Source organism: Pseudoalteromonas sp. MSK9-3, from assembly GCF_003590335.1.
Taxonomy (GTDB): domain Bacteria; phylum Pseudomonadota; class Gammaproteobacteria; order Enterobacterales; family Alteromonadaceae; genus Pseudoalteromonas.
The window spans coordinates 1-20,490 of record NZ_MIET01000026.1 but is presented as its reverse complement, the minus strand read 5'-3'; the positions used below and the strand labels follow the sequence as shown (position 1 = coordinate 20,490).

Sequence of the window (20,490 nt, the reverse complement as noted above, 5' to 3'; positions counted from 1 at the left end):
GCTAGAGAGGAGAGGATAATGCTAGAGCAGTTGTGGCAAAGTCTAGCTGCATTACCAACGTATTTGTTTGATGCAAATAAGCGTATTTATATTCCTTACTTACTAAGTGCGATTATTTTGGCACTGCCAGTGTATTTTGCTAGTACCACGGCTCGTTCTGGTCGAGGCTTTTTCAAATTTTTATTCCCCAAACAAGTGTGGCTTTGCCAAAGTGCGCGGTTAGATTACACCTTACTTATTACCAATACCTTAATTAAAGCACTGACGTTTGCACCCATTGTGTTAACGATGGTACCGGTCGCCATTTTTATTACTGATACGCTGGAGTTTATATTTGGTGCGCCACTGCATTTGCCATGGTCTGATACTGCCGTGATTGCAGTCTTTACTCTAATGTTGTTTATTATCGATGACTTAACGCGTTTTCTATTGCACTTAGCTTTGCACAAGGTGCCTTGCTTATGGGAAATACATAAAGTGCATCATTCGGCGAAAGTACTGACTCCCTTTACAATTTATCGCTCACATCCGATAGAAAGTTATTTTTACGCGTGTCGAATGGCATTGACGCAAGGCATTGTGGTGGGATTTGGCTACCACCTATTTGGCACAGGGTTGAGTATGTACGACATACTCGGCGCAAATGCGTTTGTATTTATATTTAATATTTTTGGCGCTAATCTCAGGCATTCTCATATTCGTTTTACATGGGGTGATAGATTAGAACGTTGGTTTATCAGTCCTGCCCAGCATCAAATTCACCATAGTGATAATCCACTGCATTTCGATACTAATTTAGGCTCGGCACTGGCCATTTGGGATCGGTTATTTGGTTCATTAATACGTGCGTCACAAGCGCCTGATATTACTATTGGAGTGGGAAAGTATGATGCGGGGCATGATTCCTTACTAGCCATTTATGTTAAACCAATACGTTTAGGGTTTAAGGCTTTGTTACCGAGTAAATGGGTAAATAAAGGGGCTAAGGTAACACCACAGAGCACACAATTAAAAGAAGCTGGTGATAAAATTAAGTGAGACCACTTTTTAAATTCGGCGCTAATAATTTTTGAGATAGTAGCACTAACGGGTATGCGGCTTAAGCAATGGCATAAGTACCTGTTCAAGCCCATTCAGTTTGACTTCGTAGATCATAGCCAACTGCTCTCCTAAGGCCCCGCTTGGAAAACCCTTTTGTTTAAACCATACCACATAGGGTTCTGGTAACAGTAGCAAAGGCGTTCCTGCGTATTTTCCAAAGGGCATTTTTGTATTTATGGCTTTAAGTAGTGCTTGCTGGTCGTGCATTGATACCGTTTAATAATATGCTGTGTTGTTGTATTAGTGTATCAGGGTAGGCGCTTTAATAAAGCAAAACCATATACCCTGAAACGTTATGAGTGATTAAAACCGCCAGTTAGCGTTGAGCCAAAAGGTTAAGCCTGCTTCGTTGATTTTACCTATTTGAGGGTAACCACTGACAGCACTGCCTGATTTGCTCAGGTGCTCACTGTAGGTCTTATCAAGTAAATTGTCGATACCGACACTCCAATCAAGTGACTCTGTTTGACTGTAACTGGCGTTAAGCGCCAATGTCCCAAAGCCCGTTGAATCAGTTATGTCTTGGCCGGCAATATTGCCTTGGCCGACTGCAATGCGATGTTGAGCTGCGACTAAACGCCAAAGCAGACCCATATGCCAGTTTGTGCGTTGATAATCGAGTGTAAATCGAGCCTGTAGGGGAGGTTGCTGAGCAAGCGGGCTATTATCCGATAAATTACTCGCGCGGACATAATTTATACTCGCACCTGTGACCCAATTTTTGGTTAGGTCATAACTGATATCAGCTTCAAAGCCATAAGTTTGGGCATCGACATTACGCGTGACTTTTTTTGTCATCGCTGCATTACCATATAAATTATCAGTTAAAATATAGTCAGCAATATGGCTGTAGAAGAATGAAACAGACCCTTGCCACCGCTTTGCTTTATGTAACATCCCCACATCGATTTGGTTCGTTTTTTCAATGTTGGTATTGAACGCACTGAGGCTATTAGGGCTTTGACGCCCACCGCCCAGTAACTCCCAATAATCAGGAAACCGCTCAGTGTGACCCAGGCCAACAAAGTAGCTGCTGTTGTTATTTTGTTGCTGTAATCGTGCAAAGCCACTCCATAAAGTGTCTTTACGGGTTAAAGATGCGGTAGGGTTAGGCATTGTTTTCATCATCACCGAAATATTTTGGCGCTTATCTGTTGCCTGCCAGCGATCGAGCCTAAGGCCAGAAATAAGCTGCTGTTTGGCATTGAGCTTGTATTCATATTCAGTGAACAGGCCGGTTTTTTTAAACTCTCCATCAGTGATGCGCGTAAGTGTTTCATAAGGCGTGATGGGTTGGTTTCGACTAATTCGGTTTCGATGGCGGTCTTGCTGGTGGTCAATACCAAATATCACTGAGTTTGCGTCATCAAAGTACGCATCAAATACGATTTTACCACCCTGCGTACGGCGATCTGGGTTAGATGCGGTTGGAGTTTTCATCATCATGGTTGCGGTAAACGGACGCAAGCTATAGTTATCCATCACATGATCAACATTGTTGTAGTACCATTGCGCTTCAACATTGTTAATGAGGGCATGGTCTATTGCCCAATCAGTTTTTATCGCTGAGTGCGTTCTATCAAATAGGCTACCATCCATCATGCGGTCAGCATATGCGACTTCACCATCACTTTGCCCGAAACTGAGGCTTATTATTTTGTCATCTGCAGGAGTATAGGCAAATTCAGCGTCGGCATTCCAGCGTTTGTATTTGGAATGAATAGGCGTGTTATCGCCATCAGAAAAATCATCAGCACGGCTGTAGCTGCCTGCTAATCTCATATAATAATCTTGAGTACCTGCTTTTACGTCTGTATTAAGGCTTCGACGTTCTGCACTGGCTATGACTGCGTTGGCGAAACCAGAAACACCGCTTTGCTCTAAGCGTTCGTTGATACGCTCAAAGACCACGGTTGCGGCGCTATTACCTGAACCATACAATACGGTTTGTGGTCCTTTTATGACAGTCAGCGAATCATAAGATTGCGGAGTAATGTACGCCGTGGGCGGATCCATTCGATTACCACACCCGCCAAGTGTAAGACCACCATCGGTTATGATATTTAGTCGAGAACCCGCCATACCTCGAAACACAGGATCACTGCTTGCGGCCCCTTTTTTTATTAAAGAGAAACCGCTAATACTAGACAGTAAGTCAGCGCCGTCTTGTGCAGGGAGAGGTTGGCGCGGTAATTTAGGATCTGTTTTTATATCAAGGGGGGAGTGCATAGGAGCAACGACGACGATACGTTCGAGGTCAGAGTTTTCAGCGTGAGTACTTATTGCCGTGAGTAATGCTATGCTCAGAATTGTTTTTTCCATCATAATGTCTCAAGTCATTAATTTATGATGGATTTTATAGATTTGTGTGTTGCTTGCAGTGTGACAGATTGTCGCACTGTGAGAGGTTTTGACTTACCTTTGATGTAAGTCAAATATTAATTCGATTTATAGGGGCTGAGTCGAATAGTGTAACGTCTATCGCTCAATCACCTGCATTTGTTCATTGCTCCAACTAACGGCATCATTGTAAATTTCGGGCAGACAAGCGGGGTCTAAGTTAATTTTATTACAGTTTACTTGTGCTTTATCCCACTGAGCTTGTTCATATTCGGTCGCGATAGATAAATAGTCAGCTAAAGTCCCCTTGGCGTCGAGCAATGCATCTTTGATCTCAATGACCAATGGGAGCTTATTCATCACACTGTCCATCGTTTCATCAAGTATGGCATCCATTAACGACATCATGCCAGTTAAGAAAGCGGTGCCGATGTGATGTTTATCATGTTTTTGTGTCGCGAGTAGCTCGCAAAAGCGTGCCCGCGTTAACGACAGCTTTATTAATTCCATAGGTTTTTCTGCTGAGACTTGAGCCGCAAAAAGCAAAGATAGAAATTTCTTTAATTCAGCATTACCAAGGACAACGAGTGCTTGCTTAATGGTGCTTATCTCGGCTCTGCGTTTAAATGCTGCAGAGTTGGAGTACCGTAATAACTTGTATGATAGGTTAACATCGCGTTCAAATACGCCGGTAATTCTTTGTAAGTCGACATCAACGCTGGAGGTTTCATATAGAAGCTCAGCGAGCGCCATTTCTGACGGGGGCAGGGCTTTGCTTTGTACCATTTCGGGTTTGGCAAAAAAGAACCCTTGAAATAAGCTAAAGCCCCACTCAATAGCTTGTTGATATTGCTCGTAGGTTTCTACTTTTTCTGCGACCAGCTTTATATTGCTAAATGATTTGGTAGCATCAATAATTTCGACGATTTGTTCATGAGATGTGGTTAGAAAGTCGACTTTGATTTGGTCGACAAATGGATAGAAATGACGCCATACTTTTTGATGTTGATAGTCATCTAGGGCAATGGTGTAGCCTTTGTCTTTTAAGTCTTGCACTGCTGCAAGAAGCCGCTTGCCGGGTTGAACGGTTTCCAAAATTTCTATCACCACTTGCTCGCGACTGAGCATAGTTGGGTAGCCTTTGAGTATCGTTTCAAGGGTGAAATTAATATAAGCGGGTTTGTTGTCAGTCAAATCATCTAAGCCAAAGTTAAACTGACTGCCTTCAATTAAACGAGAAGTCGCTTCGTCACCGTCAATATTAGGAAAAACATTATCAACACCATCGCGAAAAAGTAACTCATAGCCTACTAATTCTTTATTGATGTCTAAAATAGGTTGGCGCGCCGCATAAAAATACATCTACAACTGTTCTCATTTAATACAACTTTAAAGTCAATATAAGTTATGTTGAGTAGTAATTCATTATTTTTTTCTGATTGTTTCATCTTTTGGTATGGATTTAGCTGTTAAAACGATGCTTTATCACGCATATTTACTTGGTAAACTCGCTGTACTGGGGTAGTTGAAAGAGACGTGTTATAGTCACGCAAAACTAATAAAGCATTCTATTTAATGACAATCAGAAAGGCGGTTGTTGGATAATTTTCATTGACAAGAATGCTCATAATGAAGGAGATAGCTTTGGAATTAGGTACGATTATTTCGTTAGTACTATATTTTGTGGTTATGTTGGGCATTGGGTTGTACGCCTATCGTAAATCAACCAGTGATGTATCAGGTTATATGCTAGGTGGGCGTAGTCTGTCACCGAGTGTTGCTGCTTTATCAGCTGGTGCATCTGACATGAGTGGGTGGATCTTAATGGGTTTACCTGGGGCCATGTTTGTCACTGGGTTTAGCAGTACTTGGATAGCGATCGGTTTAGTGATTGGAGCATGGTTAAACTACTTATTAGTGGCACCGAGATTACGTGTTTACACTGAATTAGCGAATGATGCGATCACCATTCCTGATTACTTTGCTAACCGCTTTGAAGACAAAGGTAATGCATTACGCATTGTATCAGCCTTGGTTATCATCGTTTTCTTCACACTTTATACCTCTTCAGGCGTGGTAGCTGGTGGTAAGCTATTTGAAAACTCATTTGGTATGAGTTATGAGTCAGGGCTATACATTACAACGGGTGTAGTTGTGCTTTATACATTGTTTGGTGGATTTTTAGCGGTAAGCTTAACCGACTTTGTGCAAGGCTGTATTATGTTCATTGCGCTAATATTAGTGCCAGCAGTCACTTATTCACTCTTAGACAATCCTTTGTCATCGACACTCAATGCGGTTAATCCACAAATGCTTACTTGGATTGGTGCGGGTGGTGCAATTGGGATTATTTCTGCGATGTCTTGGGGGCTGGGATATTTTGGTCAACCACATATCATCGTACGTTTTATGTCTGTTAGAAGCGTAAAGGATATGCCGACAGCACGCCGTATAGGTATGAGCTGGATGATAATTGCAGCACTCGGTGCTGTTGCAACTGGTGTATTTGGTGCGGCTTATACACATGAAAATGGCATTGTTGTAAAAGACCCTGAAACAATTTTTTTAGTTTTGTCTGAGTTGCTATTTCACCCACTTATTGCAGGGTTCTTATTAGCAGCAATATTGGCCGCTATCATGAGCACGATTTCATCACAATTATTAGTGAGTTCAAGCTCTTTAACGGAAGATTTCTACAAAATTTTCATTAACCGAAATGCGACGGATAAAGAGCTGGTTTTGATAGGACGCATTAGTGTTGCAGCTGTTGCTATTTTGGCGATTTATTTAGCGCATGATAGAAATAGCTCTATTCTAGATTTAGTGAGCAATGCATGGGCTGGCTTTGGCGCTGCATTTGGACCATTGGTATTGCTGAGCTTATTTTGGCAACGTATGAATTTTGCGGGTGCGTTGGCTGGTATGGTATCGGGTGCTGTAACGGTATTAGTATGGATTTATGCACCGATTGAGATTGCTGGGCAAAGTTTAAGTAGTCATATTTACGAAATAGTACCTGGGTTTATCGTGTCGTCGGTTGCTATCGTTGTTGTGAGCTTAGCGACCTCTGAGCCTCATGAACGTATTCAGCAGTTATTTAAAAAAGTACAAAGTAATTTATAAACTTTGGCATTTACACATAAAAAGGGGCCAACTGGCCCCTTTTTATGTGTTGCATTTAAGTCTAAAGTAAAACAATATTTTTAGTAGAACGTTGAGATTTTTCTCGAACCAAGGGGAAGGTCTATCCTTTCGCAATCAAGTAATGTTACGATGAAACAATCTAGTGTGGGTACGCAAATCAGAACACTATTGTTCTGAGTTTTCACCTCAACACATATATAATCATAGAGCATCATGAGTGATGTTTACTAACCTAACAGGGACCCCGTGAAAATACCTAAACGTTTACAGCCATTGGTTGATGATGGCTTAATTGATGCAGTACTTAGTCGGTTAATGAGTGGCAAAGAAGCAGATGTTTTTGTTGTAAGATGTGGTCAACACATTCGCTGTGCGAAAGTGTATAAAGATGCGATGAAACGCAGCTTTAAAAAGGCAGCTCAATATCAGGAAGGGCGAAAAGTACGCGGAGGTCGTCAAGCTCGAGCGATGAGCAAGCGTTCTAACTATGGTCGTCAACTTGAGGAAGAAGTGTGGCAAAACGCCGAGGTTGATGCGCTATCTCGACTTGCTGCTGCTGGTGTGAGAGTGCCAGCAAGTTATTGTTGCGTTGATGGTGTCTTGCTGATGGAACTGGTATCAGATGACGAGGGTAATGTCGCTCCTCAACTTGGCGCAGTCAGTATGTCTGAAGAAGAAGCAATCAGACAATATACATTAATGATGCATTATATTCGTCTTATGTTATGTGCTGGGTTAATACATGGTGACTTATCTGAGTTTAATGTATTAGTTGATGGTAATGGTCCAGTGATCATTGACTTGCCTCAAGCAGTTAATGCCGCTGCAAACAACAGTGCACAAGCAATGTTTGAGCGAGATGTGAATAATATGCGCCGGTATTACGGTGAATACGCTCCAGCATTACGCCATACAAATTATGCAAAAGAAATGTGGGCACTGTTTGAAGAAGGTAACTTAACGCCACACTCTGTATTAACAGGAATATTTGAGGAAGAATTGCAAAGTGCAGATGTTAGTGCGGTGTTAGATGAAATTAGCGCTGCTATGGCCGAAGAGCAAGAACGACAAGCACGTATAAAAGCGGGCAATGAAGCGCCTTAGCTGCTGTTATTCTGGGTGTTAACTTTAGTAACACTCAGAGCTTCCCATTTCGATGATACGATTTGTTTCTTCGCTGTTTTCAAACATATATAAAGCTCGGTTGATATCCGATAACACATTGCGCCATTTGGGTTTATTTTTACTTAGTGCAAAGTACAGGTGATTGTACTTTATTGGCAAAGACTCATTTTCAATATTTCTTAATAAAGTTACTTTTTCTGGTTTTGATAGGTCAGAGTAATTAACCGTAAAGCGCAGCACTTTAGGATCGCCGATAATTAAGTTAACACGCCCTCCCACCAGTAACTTAACTAATTGTAGGTCATCAACTGCTTCAACAATCGCAAACTCGTTATTGTCCATCATAGCATCAAATTTTGGGGTATTTTGATAGCCTCTTACTACACCAATCTTTTCACCTTTGAGGGAGTTTAAGTTGCCATTATAACGATCGGCTTCTCCTTTACGTTTTAAAAAAGCAATTTCTCCACCAGAGAATGCATTGGAGAGTGCGAGCACTTCACGTCGAGTTTTATCTTTTACGTAGTCTGAGGGGGCAGAGTCTTCAATATAATACTCGGGCATTAGTATATCTGCTTTACCTAGTTCTGTAGCTCTGACCGCGCGGGCCCAGGGTAAAAATTCAATAAAAACACTGTACCCTTGCTCAGCTAATAATGAGACGGCAAATTGAAATACCCAACCTTTGTTGCACAGTGAATTACCAATATATGGAGGCCAATCCAGCGTGACCACGTGAAGTTGGCCTTTTGGACCTGCGGCATTGTATAAATAGCCTGTTTGGTACTTTTCTCCTTGAACAAGCTGGTAGGTCGAATTTTTAAAATAACCGACATTGATTGCAGCTTGAAGCTGAAAAGACATGAACACAGAACACACAAATATAAGCCAACGCATTAATCACTACCTACTAGAGTTTAATTGGTTACTCTCTTAGGGAAGTGTAGGAAATACTGGTTTATTTTCCATTATTAAGTCAAGGTAAGCTGTAAAATGAGTAAACATAAAAAAACCGGCAAAACGCCGGTTTTTTATTAAACAATGAAATTACTGTACAAGCTCTTGTTCAGAGAACTCATCGGCAAACATTGGGCTAGATAAATAACGCTCTGTTGCACTTGGTAAAATAACAACAATATTTTTATCTGCATTTTCTGGTTTTTCAGCTAAGCGCTTTGCAGCAACAACAGCCGCGCCTGATGAAATACCCACTAAGATACCTTCATGTTTCATAAGTTGGTGCGCCATAGCGATCGCATCTTCATTTGAAACAAGCTCTGTGCCGTCAATAAGTTCTAAATCGAGGTTGCCAGGAATGAATCCAGCACCGATCCCTTGAATCTTATGAGGGCCTGGCTTAACTTCTTCACCCGCTAATGTTTGTGTGATCACTGGAGAGTCTACTGGCTCAACAGCGATTGCTTTAACATCTAATCCTTTTTCTTTTTTCAAGTAACGGGTTGTACCAGAGATTGTCCCACCAGTACCTACACCAGCAACGAAAAAGTCTACTTTACCATCCATTGTTTCAAAAACTTCTGGGCCCGTTGTCTCAAAGTGGATTTGAGGATTAGCTGGGTTTTCGAATTGTTGTAGTAAAACATACTTACTAGGGTCGCTTGCTAAAATTTCATTGGCTTTATCAATAGCGCCTTTCATACCCTTAGCACCTTCAGTAAGGACTAAGTTTGCACCGAGTGCTTTAAGTAATTTACGACGCTCTAAGCTCATTGTGTTGGGCATTGTTAAAGTTAATTTATAACCGCGTGCTGCTGCAACAAATGCCAATGCAATACCTGTATTACCTGATGTTGGCTCAATGATTTCTTTACCTTCAGTGAGTAGGCCTGATTTTTCTGCATCTCCAATCATTGAAGCACCAATACGGCATTTGACACTAAAGCTTGGGTTACGTGCTTCGATCTTGGCGTATACGTTACCACCTGTGACACGGTTAAGTTTTACGACTGGTGTTTGACCAATAGTTTGACTGTTGTCAGCGAAAATTTTAGACATTGTGTTCCCTTAAATACTTAAGTTTGCTTATTGTCACACTTTACTTGGCTTTAGTGAAAAAAGAAGTAAAGAATGGCTATAAGATATATTAAAATTGCTTATAGCCAAAAGAAATAAAAAATTAGTTTGTTATTACTACATTAACCATGCGTAACTAAACTTTGCGAAGAAAGTTTTATTGTCTTTAATTATTTTTTCTAGATCATCATCTTGATACCCATTGTCTGAATAGCCGGCAAAAAATACAGTCTGAGGGTTAATTTTATAACTATATAAAAGTTGAGTACTTAACCCTTTATAGGTGGCGTTGACATCAGGGTCGATATAATTGCTGAGGTTACGATCTATGTCGGTACGGATCACGGCCAGTCTTAAGTAGCTATTAATGTTAAATTGATAGGTAAGCCGCATGTCAGTTAAATTCGCGGTATAAACGTTTGAGCTTTGTGCTTCAAGCTGCTCATAGGTGTGGCGTAAACGAACCTCAAAATGTTTACCTAAATTGACATTAATAACAGGCCGTGCAAAGTACTCCTTCCCTAATCGGTTATTACTTAAATCAAGTTTGTTGCCGGTTCTCAAATTTAAACTCGCAAATACACCAGAAAGAGGCTTGAATTCCATATAGGTCCATACTCTATTCTCGGTAAAGCGATCTGTATTGCCGTTGATATTGAGGCGCGCCTGATCATGTCGAAGGCCCGTGCGCTTTCTATGTTCAATTCCAACATCAAATGTGCTTTGTAGCGGGCCATTCACCGCAAAGTTGGTTTGCACTTCTTTTTCTAGTAATTCGCCTTCTTCATTGTGGGTTATATCCCAATCGGTGTACCACTTAGCTCTATTCCACCAACTATCTTTCGTTCCATACCATCGATACTCAAGCCCGGTAACAAATTTGTTATAGTCCACTTGTGACATAAAGCCTAAGTCAGATCTTAACCCTGCACCGTGATTTCGATAGCTTCCGAACATGCGCCAATATTTTTGGTTGTGTTCGTAATTGATAAGGTATCCAATACCTGTTGTGTCATCACTATTAAGCACTCGTAATGTACTTTCATCGAAGTCACAGTCTTTAAATTGTTCGCACGGTGTTTTAGGCTGAGAGTTACAATCCCCATTTTCTCCATCGCATAACTCATCGCTAAAAGGTTGCGAGTATTCGGTGTCTGAAGCAAATAATTGAAGCTTTAACGTATCATGTGACGTTGGCTGATATTTACTATCTATACTGACAAGTTGATTACTATAATCATCGCTTTGCCTTAGCGTTGTCGTTGTCCCAATGGAGAGCGTATTACCAAAGTCGTATCGATATCGCAGTGCAGCGTTATCGCTTTTTTGTTCTAAAGTAACAATTCGAGAGCCTAAGTTGCCAGGGATCATTACGTTTAAATGTTCATCGTTAGCAACAAAGGCTGCAAATGTGTGGCCTTGTTTATTGCTGGTAAATTTGATCCCGTAGTCTGGTGCAGCAACGTTACGGGTGTGAATAAGGTTAGTGTAAGAAGAAAAGTAGTCAGTATTATCCAAGAAAAAAGCACGTTTTTCCGGGAAGAATAGACTAAAACTGTTGTTTACACTTAATTGTCCTGTGTCAGCTTCAACCTGAGAGAAGTCTGGGTTAAGTGTGGCATTTAGGGTCATATCTGGTGTAATGGCCCATTTAACATCTAGACCGGGTTCGGTGTTATTGTTACTTTCCCAGTCGTTGATATCTGAGCCGTCGATGTCTCTGGTTTCCGACCTGTTGAGCACAAGAGAGGGGATTATTGCGACATTATTGCCTTGCTTGGCTTTTTTAAAGCCAGAGTAAAGAGGCATTTGGCAGATCCAGCAATTATTGGCATGAGTAAGTTGCATACTCGATAGTCTTAAACGTTCATTCCGTGGGTAGAATCGTAAAAACTCCATGGCCATGGTTTTTACGTCTGTATTATCGTCGAAATTTAAGACTCGCAAAGGGATTTCTACCTCTACGGTATATCCGGTGTCGTGAATTTTTCCGGCACTGTCCCATATTCCATCCCACGATGTGCTTTCGCTTTTGGTTAATTCATTTTCAATCGAATCTTGCTGAACTCCCAGGGGATTAATGAAGAATTGATAGGCAGAACGATTATTATTAAAAGAATCTATTTTGATGCCTACTAGGTCGTCATCCCAAGCGCGATCTCTGTCTCTAAAAAAAGCGCGAATTTTTGAAGGGTGAGGATCAGTAGCCTCAAAGCCAATAAATAAAGATCTGCCATTTTCATAAACATAGGCGGTAGTTTCGACTGGACTAGGACTATTTTCGTGCGGCCATGTGACGTTATTTATGGTTATTTTTTTGGCTCGTTCCCATGCCGGTTCCGTGAGTTCACCATCAATTTTTGCGGATTGCTCAATGTAAGGAAGTGGACTGGATGTTTCTGTACTATGCCCCACAAATGGTATGAGCAAAGAAAATGTGAAAAGAGTATTTTTTATCATTTTTGATATAGGTTTTACACATAAGTTGACGTGCATTAAAAGGTATTTCGATTTACTTAACAATTAGTACGCGTTAAAGCGCAGTTTAATAAGTTCAGATGGTTCTTGTTGGTCACCGATTTTTTTACATTTTTTGGTAAAAACATGGTAGAAAAGCGCATCGTTTTAGATTGAGAAGTATTATGTCGTTAATTTTAAAGCTTATTGCAGGTATTGTTGGCGGGATCATAGCCGGCTTTTATCTTCCTATGGTATTAGTTGAGGTTTTGTACACAGCAAAAGTCATTATTGGGCAGTTGATTAGTTTTACTATCCCGCTGATCATTTTGTTTTTCATCGCATCGGGTATTGCAGGGCTACCAAAAGGGTCTGGTCATTTACTTAGTAAAACAGTGGGTTTCGCATACGGCTCAACGGTGATTGCGGGTACTCTTGCGGTATTAGTTGTAAATGCATTTATTCCATTCTTCGATGGGGCAATTACTTTTCAAGCTGCTGAGGCAACAAATATTGAAAGTCTTATAGATATTGAAATACCGCCTCTTATGGGTGTAATGACCGCTTTAGCAACGGCTTTTATATTCGGCATTGGTATCAGTCAATTGAATTTACCCACATTAAAAGACGTTACAGATCAAGGGCGCGATATTATTGATGCTTTATTGGCGAAAGTCATTATACCGGCTTTGCCATTTTATATTGCCGGTGTATTCGCTGAAATGGCAAAGGCGGGGACGGTAGCTGATACACTGAGTACATTTGGTATTGTACTTCTAGCTGCATTAGTCATGCACTGGGTTTGGCTGAGTGCTTTATACATTGCAAGTGGTATTTTGCTAAAACGCAGTCCGTTAGAATTGCTAAGAAATATGTTGCCTGCTTATTTTACAGCAATAGGTACGATGTCGAGTGCGGCTACCATCCCTGTTTCTCTTAAAGCAAGCAAAGCGAATGGCGTAAAAGATGAGGTGGCTAACTTTTCTGTACCATTATGTGCCACTATTCACCTATCGGGATCGACAATTACGATTGTTACTTGTGCGATGGCGGTGATGTTATTATCGCCTGAAATGAGTGTGCCACCATTAATATCAATGTTGCCGTTTATTTTAATGTTGGGGATTGTAATGATTGCAGCGCCTGGCGCACCTGGTGGTGCCGTGATGTCAGCATTGGGTTTATTGACTTCGATGTTAGGCTTCAATGAAGCAGCTGTGGCACTTATGATAGCGTTGTACTTAGCACAAGACAGTTTTGGTACAGCCTGTAATGTTACGGGTGATGGGGTTATAGCTCTTTGGGTTAATCGTTTTTCAGATAAACCTTAATTTAAGAATACTAATAATCGGGACTGAGTGGTAAAGCTCAGTCTTTTTTATTTGTTTTTAGTATTTTTATCTTCAGATGTAATTTTGTTTAGTATGGTTTGTAAATTTCTGTGGTACTCTCAAGCAGTTGCATTTTAAATGTGTAATTACCAAGAATTAGTTAAGAGGATCAGCCATTGATTAACGTACTTTTAGTTGATGATCATGAACTTGTAAGAACAGGTATCAAACGTATATTAGATGACGTACGTGGCTTTAAAGTGGTTGGTGAAGCTAAAACGGGTGAAGAGGCTGTGGCATATTGCCGTCAAAGTGAGCCAGACATCGTTTTAATGGATATGAACATGCCTGGTATTGGGGGGCTCGAAGCGACAAAAAAGATTTGCCGTTACTGCCCTGATGTTAAAGTGATCGTTTTAACAGTACACTGCGAAGATCCGTTTCCCAGTAAAGTGATGCAGATTGGTGCCCATGGCTATCTGACCAAAGGTGCTGGCCCTGATGAAATGATAAATGCAATTCGTGCTGTGAACGCAGGGCAGAGATACATTGCCCCCGAAATTGCACAGCAGATTGCGCTAGCTCAGTTCAGCGGCCGTAATGATGAAAACCCTTTTCAATCATTGTCGGAGCGCGAACTGCAAATCATGCTCATGATCACCAAAGGCGAAAAAGCACAGGATATAGCTGAACGTTTAAATTTAAGTTCAAAAACAGTGAACAGTTATCGCTATCGTATGTTTGAAAAGTTAAATGTGGGCGGTGATGTTGAGCTGACACATTTGGCGATTAGACATAAAATGATAGACATTGATACCACCCATTGATTTTTTGTTTAAATGACGTCATTTGATCACAAAGCATTTTTAAAAACTTTGTCGACAGAACCTGGTGTATATCGCATGTATGATAGCGAACATCAGGTTATTTATGTCGGCAAAGCTAAAAGCCTCAAAAAACGCGTTTCTAGTTACTTTCGAGTTAATATTCCAGACAGTAAAACTCGAGTATTAGTAAGTAATATCGATAGTATTGAAGTTACATTGACCAATACTGAGACCGAAGCGCTTCTGCTTGAAAACAACCTGATAAAGAAATACCAACCTCGCTACAATATATTGTTGCGCGATGATAAGTCGTATCCGTATATTTTGTTAAGTGGCCATAAGCATCCTCGCTTGGCGTTTCATCGAGGCAGCCGTAAATATAAAGGGGAGTATTTTGGGCCATTCCCAAGCAGTGCCGCGGTATCTGAAAGTTTACGGTTAATGCAAAAGATATTTCCAGTTCGCCAATGTGAAGACGCTTATTATAGAGCGCGTAGCAGGCCTTGTTTACAACACCAGCTTAAACGATGTGCGGCACCTTGCGTGGGTAAAGTCTCTGATGACGACTATACAGAGCAAGTTGATATGGTACGACAGTTCTTAAGTGGTAAATCACAACAAGTGATTGCAAAGTTAGTTGAGCGAATGGAAAAGGCCAGTGTGGCACTCGATTTTGAGCTTGCGGCTAAAGTACGAGACCAAATTGCATTGCTTAGGCAAATGCAAGAGCAGCAGTCCGTTGCCGGAAACTTTGCAGAAATGGATGTCATTGGTTTTGTGCAGCAAAATGGCTTAAGTGCTGTTCATATGCTTATGATCCGAGACCACAAAATACTGGGCACCAAGACATATTTCCCTAAAGTACCTAAAGATTCGCAAGCAGATGAAATCTTAACTGCGTTTATTGGGCAATATTATTTGGGTAGTGGGGGCACGAGTCGCATAGCCAAAGAGGTTATTTTACCCATGGCTCTGCAAGAACAAGAAGATTTAGCATCTGCTCTTGGGGAAGTGGCTGAGCGTAAGGTGCAACTGAAATCACAGCTACGAGGTGAGCGCGCACAGTACTTGGCTCTAGCAAACAAGAATGCGGCAAATAGCATTGCAGTGAAACAAAGTGCTCAAGACTCTATCAATAAGCGGTATGCTTTATTAAAAGAAGCATTACAGCTGAGCGACATAAAAAGAATGGAATGTTTTGATATAAGTCACACCATGGGAGAGAACACCGTCGCATCGTGTGTTGTATTTGATGGACAAGGACCAAATAATAAAGAATATAGACGTTTTAACGTTGAAGGCATTACGCCTGGTGATGATTATGCGGCTATGAGTTTCGCTTTAAATAAACGTTACGGAAAATTAAAAGACGAAGAAAAAGTTCCCGATGTCATTTTTATAGATGGAGGAAAAGGGCAGCTAGGAAGGGCTGAGGCATTTTTTGAGCGCTGGACACTAGATAAAATGCCGTTGTTAATTGGTGTGGCAAAGGGCGAAGGGCGTAAGCCCGGGCTCGAAACATTACTGATTGACGGAGGAAGGCGCACCGTAAATATTGCATCTGATTCGCCAGCGTTGCACCTTATTCAACATATCAGAGATGAATCACACCGTTTTGCCATTGCTGGGCACAGAAATAAGCGTCAAAAACAGCGCACACAATCGTTATTAGAAGAAATAGAAGGAGTAGGTCAAAAGCGTAGACAGGCTTTACTTAAATACCTAGGTGGTATGCAAGGGGTGAAAGCTGCTAACATCCATCAATTAAAGCAAGTTCCTGGGATCAGCCCGCAAACGGCTGAGAAGATATTTAACCATTTGCATGACAAAGCTTGACCATTCATGCGAACATACAAAAAAGATCTCACTAAGTAGTTATGTGGAATATTCCAAACACACTGACAACGTTTAGGTTGTTATTAATCCCTGTATTCGCAGTTTTATTCTATTTACCTTATTCATGGGCATTCTTTGCCGCCGCTTTTATATTTTGGTTAGCGGCTGTAACAGATATTCTTGATGGGTATTTAGCGCGCAAACTTCAACAATCAACACCATTTGGCGCGTTCTTAGATCCTGTTGCCGATAAAGTTATGGTAAGTGTCGCTTTAGTTATGTTGGCTACATACTATCAAAACGTATTTGTGACCATCGCAACGGTTATTATTATTAGTAGGGAAATTGTGATATCAGCATTAAGGGAATGGATGGCTGAACAAGGTAAAAGAAGCAATGTTGCGGTATCAAATATGGGTAAGATAAAAACGGCAGCTCAAATGTTAGCCATCATGGGGCTAATTTGGCAGTATGCGCCATGGATGATCACATTAAGTTATGCACTATTGGCGATTGCAACACTATTAACAGTGACTTCAATGCTTTCTTATCTATATGCAGCAAAGTCAGAATTGACTAAATCTTAGGTAAAATGTTTATAATTAGAGCGCTTTAGATAAAAAATAAGCAAACGATTAAAAACATTCATTTTTTTTATTGACGCATATCATAACTTCTGTAGAATGCGTCCGTGTTGAGAGGGCAGTGAGTCCTTTAAATCAAAAAGCGAGTATAGCTCAGTTGGTAGAGCGCGACCTTGCCAAGGTCGAGGTCACGAGTTCGAGCCTCGTTACTCGCTCCAATTTTGATTATGTTTGGCGGAATGGCAGAGTGGCTATGCAGCGGATTGCAAATCCGTCTACCTCGGTTCAACTCCGGGTTCCGCCTCCACATCTCAACACTCCACATGCGAAAGCAACCCGATGCCCGGGTGGTGGAATTGGTAGACACAAGGGATTTAAAATCCCTCGTTCGTAAGGACGTGCCGGTTCAAGTCCGGCCCCGGGCACCATTTTAGATTGAGAGTTCTCATTCTGATTAGTGTTAAAACACTAGTTTTAGATTGCGAGTATAGCTCAGTTGGTAGAGCGCGACCTTGCCAAGGTCGAGGTCACGAGTTCGAGCCTCGTTACTCGCTCCAATCTAAATGCTTAAGCAGCCCGATGCCCGGGTGGTGGAATTGGTAGACACAAGGGATTTAAAATCCCTCGTTCGTAAGGACGTGCCGGTTCAAGTCCGGCCCCGGGCACCATTTGATTGCGAGTATAGCTCAGTTGGTAGAGCGCGACCTTGCCAAGGTCGAGGTCACGAGTTCGAGCCTCGTTACTCGCTCCAATCAAATTAGGGATTGAAAGTTTAAAGTTTGCGAAGATATCATTTAACTTTTAAGTTAAATACGCATTTTATGCGAGTGTAGCTCAGCTGGTAGAGCGCGACCTTGCCAAGGTCGAGGTCACGAGTTCGAGCCTCGTTACTCGCTCCAAACTTTAACAAATATGGCGGAATGGCAGAGTGGCTATGCAGCGGATTGCAAATCCGTCTACCTCGGTTCAACTCCGGGTTCCGCCTCCATTATTAGTAATACTCCACATGCGAAAGCAAACCCGATGCCCGGGTGGTGGAATTGGTAGACACAAGGGATTTAAAATCCCTCGTTCGTAAGGACGTGCCGGTTCAAGTCCGGCCCCGGGCACCATTCTAGTTACAAGTCTAGTCATTAAAATACTTCTTTAGTAAATATTTCCTTTTTGAATCAAACCTAATTTCACGCTATTTCCCCCATCCAGAATCAGCTTTATATCTCTTATCGTGTTGCCCTGAACAAATGGAATTATTCAGTGATTGTATCAACTCTCTCTATTCGAGCTTTTGTAAACTCAGTATTCTAGCTTTTACCTTTTTTGAGTTACGACTTTTCTCATATTTTTATCAAGATTCCATTCTTTTTGAGGGGGGGAACGGAATTTACATGGTGTTTTAATAGGGGGTGAGCGCTTATATTATGGCAGCAAGGCTATATTTTTTATAATTGTTGATTTAAACTGCATATTAGTTTGCTTTATATTTTAAGTTGCTGAATTGCATATTATATTTTTATAAGGATAATACGAAAATGTTTAAAACAACCTTACTAAACTTAGCCATTCTTAGTTCATTGTCATTGCATGCATTTGAAGTGCAAGAGCACATTATTAATGAACAAGGCGTTATTAAAAGCCAGTTGGATTCACAGGTAGTTCTAACGGGTGTTGCTAGTCGTAATGATACCGATCCTGGGGTGGTATCAGTTAAAGACAACTTGGATGGTACCGTTACTATCCGTTTTAGTGAGTGGGAATATTTAGATGGGGTTCATGCGAATGAAACGGCGTCAAGCCTTACACTATCTAAAGGACGCCATGAATTACTCGATGGTTCAATTTGGGAGGTCGGGAGTGTTGAATTAGGAACTGCGTCGAAAACAATTGCATTCACACAAAAATTGCCACAAGCACCATACTTGTTTTTAAGTGCTCAATCAGAAAATGATGTGTTCCCATATGTTAGCAGAGTGAGTAATGTGACCCAGCTAGACTTTGATGCTCAAATTCAATATCAAGAGCTTAAAGGTGAGGCTAACACTCAATTACCTCAGACCCTTTCTTACTTAGCGGTATATGCACCGAATAAAGAGGGCGAGTTAGACTCTGGTGTTAAATATAAAATAGATCAAATCCATGCTGACCATAATGCAGCAAAATTTAATACACATGAATTATTTTTAGAAGAAGAACAATCAAAAGATACGGAAACCACTCACATTAGTGAAGTAGTGAATGTACTTGATGTTGAAGGTCATCTATTTGCCCAGAGCGTCACTAAGCGAGGTAATGATACAGTTTCAATTAGGGCAAACAAAAATGTTTATCCAGAGCCTGCGCCAATCAGTTGTAAGGAAGTTCAAGCTAACGATGTGAGTGCGGCATCTGGTTTCTATAAGCTCGATGTAGATGGCTTAGGTAATATGCCGGAGTTTACAACCTATTGTGATATGGACACGAAAGGCGGAGGCTGGACGTTAATGGGTATTCGATACGTCACAACAGTGAACTATAGTGGGTATCCGGACATTAGCAATTACTTTGTCGAAGTTAATAACATTACTAGTTTCGATGATAATTATCATTTATCAGATGCACAGTGGGTTAAGTATAAAAATGTTCAGCAAGAGCTTATGGTAATATCGCCTTCAACTGGGGGCTATGCAATCGCAGATATTGCAGTGCTGAATACTGCGAATTGCATGCCTTTGCAAGATACGCTTGGAGAAGCACCAAATCAGTCAGGAGAGCATCGCTTAAAATTGTATTGGCATGAAGCGAGCGGCTGCACCACCACTGGGACAGATTATACAATGTATAACTACCAAAACATTTATGCTTATATTGGTGGAATGTATAAAGATACAAATATAACAAGTTTGGTTGGAAATCAGACAACACATGTTTTTGTACGTTAGTAAAATGGTAACTTCTAGAGGTGCATGCACTGGCGAGTGTTTTTATAAGCCTAAGCTTTATGGTACTTCAGTGATGTCGTGTAAGCACTGCAACCCTGCTTTCGATATTTAGAGCCCGCCAGTTTTGCAAGTTACCCACAGGTTTTTGTGGGTAACTTGTGAGTTTTTGGTGCGTATATCTGTATGTTTCTAAACTTGAAAATTAATGAAGATTTTCATTAAAAAAGGCTTGATCAAAAAAAGGAACTCCCTATAATGCGACCCCACTGACACGGAGCGCTACGCTAACTTAGCAAAGCAAAACGAAGTCAGCGTCAAGTAAAACTTAGTTTAGCTTTTCACTGTAAGAAAACGTTTGAAATTAAGTGTTGACAAAAAAATAGGAAAGCGTAACATGCGCAGCCCTAGCGAGATAAAGCAAAGCGCTTAATCATCGCAACGTTCTTTAAAAATATGAAGCAATCATCTGTGTGGGCACTCGTACAGATTGAGTTCTAACAGCGAACCTTCTTTCTTAGATTGAAGTGACGCAAAAAAATTAGAGTCTCAATTGAACTGAGTGACCAACGGAAACAAGTTTACTTGTTTCAGCACAGTCAATTCGATTTCGAAAGAAATCAAAATCAGAATTCAATGAGCACGAAGCACTTTCTAGTAAAGGGTTTCAACAAAACTTTTAATTGAAGAGTTTGATCATGGCTCAGATTGAACGCTGGCGGCAGGCCTAACACATGCAAGTCGAGCGGTAACAGAGATAGCTTGCTATCTGCTGACGAGCGGCGGACGGGTGAGTAAT

The 20,490-nt window shown here is 41.1% G+C and carries 14 protein-coding genes, 9 tRNA genes and 1 rRNA gene; 18 read left to right on the top strand and 6 right to left on the bottom strand.

Going from position 1 to position 20,490, the window contains the following annotated elements; translation table 11 throughout:
• The first annotated feature begins 18 nt into the window (after positions 1-18).
• Positions 19-1,038: a sterol desaturase family protein gene (locus tag BGP78_RS10655; RefSeq protein WP_119861374.1), complete on the top strand. Its 1,020-nt coding sequence runs from the start codon at positions 19-21 to the stop codon at positions 1,036-1,038.
• Between the two features lie 45 nt (positions 1,039-1,083).
• On the opposite strand, the gene BGP78_RS10650 is transcribed toward BGP78_RS10655, so the two are convergent.
• The 3 genes from BGP78_RS10650 to BGP78_RS10640 form a co-directional block, all read right to left on the bottom strand.
• On the bottom strand, positions 1,084-1,308 hold the full coding sequence (locus BGP78_RS10650) for a DUF3820 family protein (RefSeq protein WP_119861373.1): 225 nt from the start codon (positions 1,306-1,308) through the stop codon (positions 1,084-1,086).
• A 96-nt stretch (positions 1,309-1,404) separates the two neighbouring features.
• Positions 1,405-3,426 carry a TonB-dependent copper receptor gene (locus tag BGP78_RS10645; RefSeq protein ID WP_259386286.1) on the bottom strand — a complete coding sequence of 674 codons (2,022 nt, stop codon included), beginning with the start codon at positions 3,424-3,426 and terminating at the stop codon, positions 1,405-1,407.
• 153 nt (positions 3,427-3,579) lie between these two features.
• Positions 3,580-4,803 carry an EAL and HDOD domain-containing protein gene (locus BGP78_RS10640; protein ID WP_119861371.1) on the bottom strand — a complete coding sequence of 408 codons (1,224 nt, stop codon included), beginning with the start codon at positions 4,801-4,803 and terminating at the stop codon, positions 3,580-3,582.
• A gap of 282 nt (positions 4,804-5,085) precedes the next feature.
• Here BGP78_RS10640 and putP point away from each other — a divergent pair, with 282 nt between their 5' ends.
• The gene (gene putP / locus BGP78_RS10635; protein ID WP_119861370.1) at positions 5,086-6,564 is read left to right on the top strand and encodes a sodium/proline symporter PutP; all 1,479 of its coding nucleotides are present in this window, start codon (positions 5,086-5,088) and stop codon (positions 6,562-6,564) included.
• A 267-nt stretch (positions 6,565-6,831) separates the two neighbouring features.
• Positions 6,832-7,689: a PA4780 family RIO1-like protein kinase gene (locus BGP78_RS10630; protein ID WP_119861369.1), complete on the top strand. Its 858-nt coding sequence runs from the start codon at positions 6,832-6,834 to the stop codon at positions 7,687-7,689.
• A 24-nt stretch (positions 7,690-7,713) separates the two neighbouring features.
• On the opposite strand, the gene BGP78_RS10625 is transcribed toward BGP78_RS10630, so the two are convergent.
• The 3 genes from BGP78_RS10625 to BGP78_RS10615 all read right to left on the bottom strand — a co-directional run bounded on the left by BGP78_RS10625 (position 7,714) and on the right by BGP78_RS10615 (position 12,204).
• Positions 7,714-8,607 carry an ABC transporter substrate-binding protein gene (locus tag BGP78_RS10625; RefSeq protein WP_182912269.1) on the bottom strand — a complete coding sequence of 298 codons (894 nt, stop codon included), beginning with the start codon at positions 8,605-8,607 and terminating at the stop codon, positions 7,714-7,716.
• A gap of 150 nt (positions 8,608-8,757) precedes the next feature.
• Positions 8,758-9,726, bottom strand: coding sequence for a cysteine synthase A (cysK, locus tag BGP78_RS10620; protein ID WP_119861368.1), 969 nt, complete (start codon positions 9,724-9,726; stop codon positions 8,758-8,760).
• A 135-nt stretch (positions 9,727-9,861) separates the two neighbouring features.
• On the bottom strand, positions 9,862-12,204 hold the full coding sequence (locus BGP78_RS10615; RefSeq protein ID WP_119861471.1) for a carbohydrate binding family 9 domain-containing protein: 2,343 nt from the start codon (positions 12,202-12,204) through the stop codon (positions 9,862-9,864).
• A gap of 182 nt (positions 12,205-12,386) precedes the next feature.
• On the opposite strand from BGP78_RS10615, the gene BGP78_RS10610 reads away from it, so the two are divergent.
• From BGP78_RS10610 to BGP78_RS10540, 15 genes are all read left to right on the top strand, one after another.
• Positions 12,387-13,532 (top strand): dicarboxylate/amino acid:cation symporter, encoded by a 1,146-nt coding sequence (locus BGP78_RS10610; protein WP_119861367.1) that lies wholly within the window; start codon positions 12,387-12,389, stop codon positions 13,530-13,532.
• A 176-nt stretch (positions 13,533-13,708) separates the two neighbouring features.
• Positions 13,709-14,359, top strand: coding sequence for a UvrY/SirA/GacA family response regulator transcription factor (uvrY, locus tag BGP78_RS10605; RefSeq protein WP_119861366.1), 651 nt, complete (start codon positions 13,709-13,711; stop codon positions 14,357-14,359).
• A 12-nt stretch (positions 14,360-14,371) separates the two neighbouring features.
• Positions 14,372-16,195 carry an excinuclease ABC subunit UvrC gene (gene uvrC, locus BGP78_RS10600; protein WP_119861365.1) on the top strand — a complete coding sequence of 608 codons (1,824 nt, stop codon included), beginning with the start codon at positions 14,372-14,374 and terminating at the stop codon, positions 16,193-16,195.
• 41 nt (positions 16,196-16,236) lie between these two features.
• On the top strand, positions 16,237-16,782 hold the full coding sequence (gene pgsA / locus BGP78_RS10595) for a CDP-diacylglycerol--glycerol-3-phosphate 3-phosphatidyltransferase (protein WP_119861364.1): 546 nt from the start codon (positions 16,237-16,239) through the stop codon (positions 16,780-16,782).
• Between the two features lie 139 nt (positions 16,783-16,921).
• Positions 16,922-16,997, top strand: a tRNA-Gly gene (locus tag BGP78_RS10590).
• Between the two features lie 15 nt (positions 16,998-17,012).
• Positions 17,013-17,086 (top strand) — tRNA-Cys (locus BGP78_RS10585).
• A gap of 34 nt (positions 17,087-17,120) precedes the next feature.
• Positions 17,121-17,207 (top strand) — tRNA-Leu (locus tag BGP78_RS10580).
• A gap of 53 nt (positions 17,208-17,260) precedes the next feature.
• Positions 17,261-17,336: transfer RNA gene (locus BGP78_RS10575), tRNA-Gly, on the top strand.
• Between the two features lie 24 nt (positions 17,337-17,360).
• Positions 17,361-17,447, top strand: a tRNA-Leu gene (locus tag BGP78_RS10570).
• 7 nt (positions 17,448-17,454) lie between these two features.
• Positions 17,455-17,530: transfer RNA gene (locus tag BGP78_RS10565), tRNA-Gly, on the top strand.
• Between the two features lie 72 nt (positions 17,531-17,602).
• Positions 17,603-17,678, top strand: a tRNA-Gly gene (locus BGP78_RS10560).
• A gap of 15 nt (positions 17,679-17,693) precedes the next feature.
• Positions 17,694-17,767: transfer RNA gene (locus BGP78_RS10555), tRNA-Cys, on the top strand.
• A 37-nt stretch (positions 17,768-17,804) separates the two neighbouring features.
• Positions 17,805-17,891, top strand: a tRNA-Leu gene (locus BGP78_RS10550).
• Positions 17,892-18,308: 417 nt separating this feature from the next.
• Positions 18,309-19,694 (top strand): fibrinogen-like YCDxxxxGGGW domain-containing protein, encoded by a 1,386-nt coding sequence (locus BGP78_RS10545; protein ID WP_119861363.1) that lies wholly within the window; start codon positions 18,309-18,311, stop codon positions 19,692-19,694.
• A 677-nt stretch (positions 19,695-20,371) separates the two neighbouring features.
• Positions 20,372-20,490: ribosomal RNA gene (locus BGP78_RS10540) — 16S ribosomal RNA — on the top strand; the annotation flags it as partial.